Origin of the sequence: Micromonospora yasonensis (assembly GCF_026013475.1) — a bacterium.
GTDB classification, from domain to species: Bacteria; Actinomycetota; Actinomycetes; order Mycobacteriales; family Micromonosporaceae; genus Micromonospora; species Micromonospora yasonensis.
Genome location: NZ_JAPDPH010000490.1, coordinates 1 through 392 on the forward strand (window position 1 = coordinate 1; position 392 = coordinate 392).

Sequence of the window (392 nt, forward strand, 5' to 3'; positions counted from 1 at the left end):
CCCGCCAGGACGTAGTAGGTGTGGACGCCCTCGACCGTGAGGTTGTGCACCCGCTGAACGCGGGTCTGATGCTTGATGGCGGTGATCTGAACCCAGGTCCCGCTGGCGGTCTGGAGCCAAGCGCCGACGGTGAGATGCTCCGCCTCCACCCATCGGCCGGCATCCGGCAGCCAGAACGGGTGACCTCCGGTTGCCACGATCGTGCCGGTGGCCGACCCCGCCTTGCCATCGGTGTCGACGGTGATCGTGTAGAGATGCTTGACACCGTTGCCGGTGATCAAGTTGGTGACCGGGCGGAGCTGCCGGTTCCCGGTCTCCACGTCCGAGGACAGCACCTCCTCGCCGACCTTCACCTGCTCGATCGGCTTGCTGGCGCCGTTGGCGAGCAGCAC

Annotated in this window: 1 protein-coding gene; it reads right to left on the minus strand. The window is 66.8% G+C overall.

Annotated elements, in window-relative coordinates:
* On the minus strand, nt 1-392 hold a 392-nt coding region (locus ONA70_RS36495), incomplete at both ends, for a Hint domain-containing protein (RefSeq protein ID WP_265011024.1).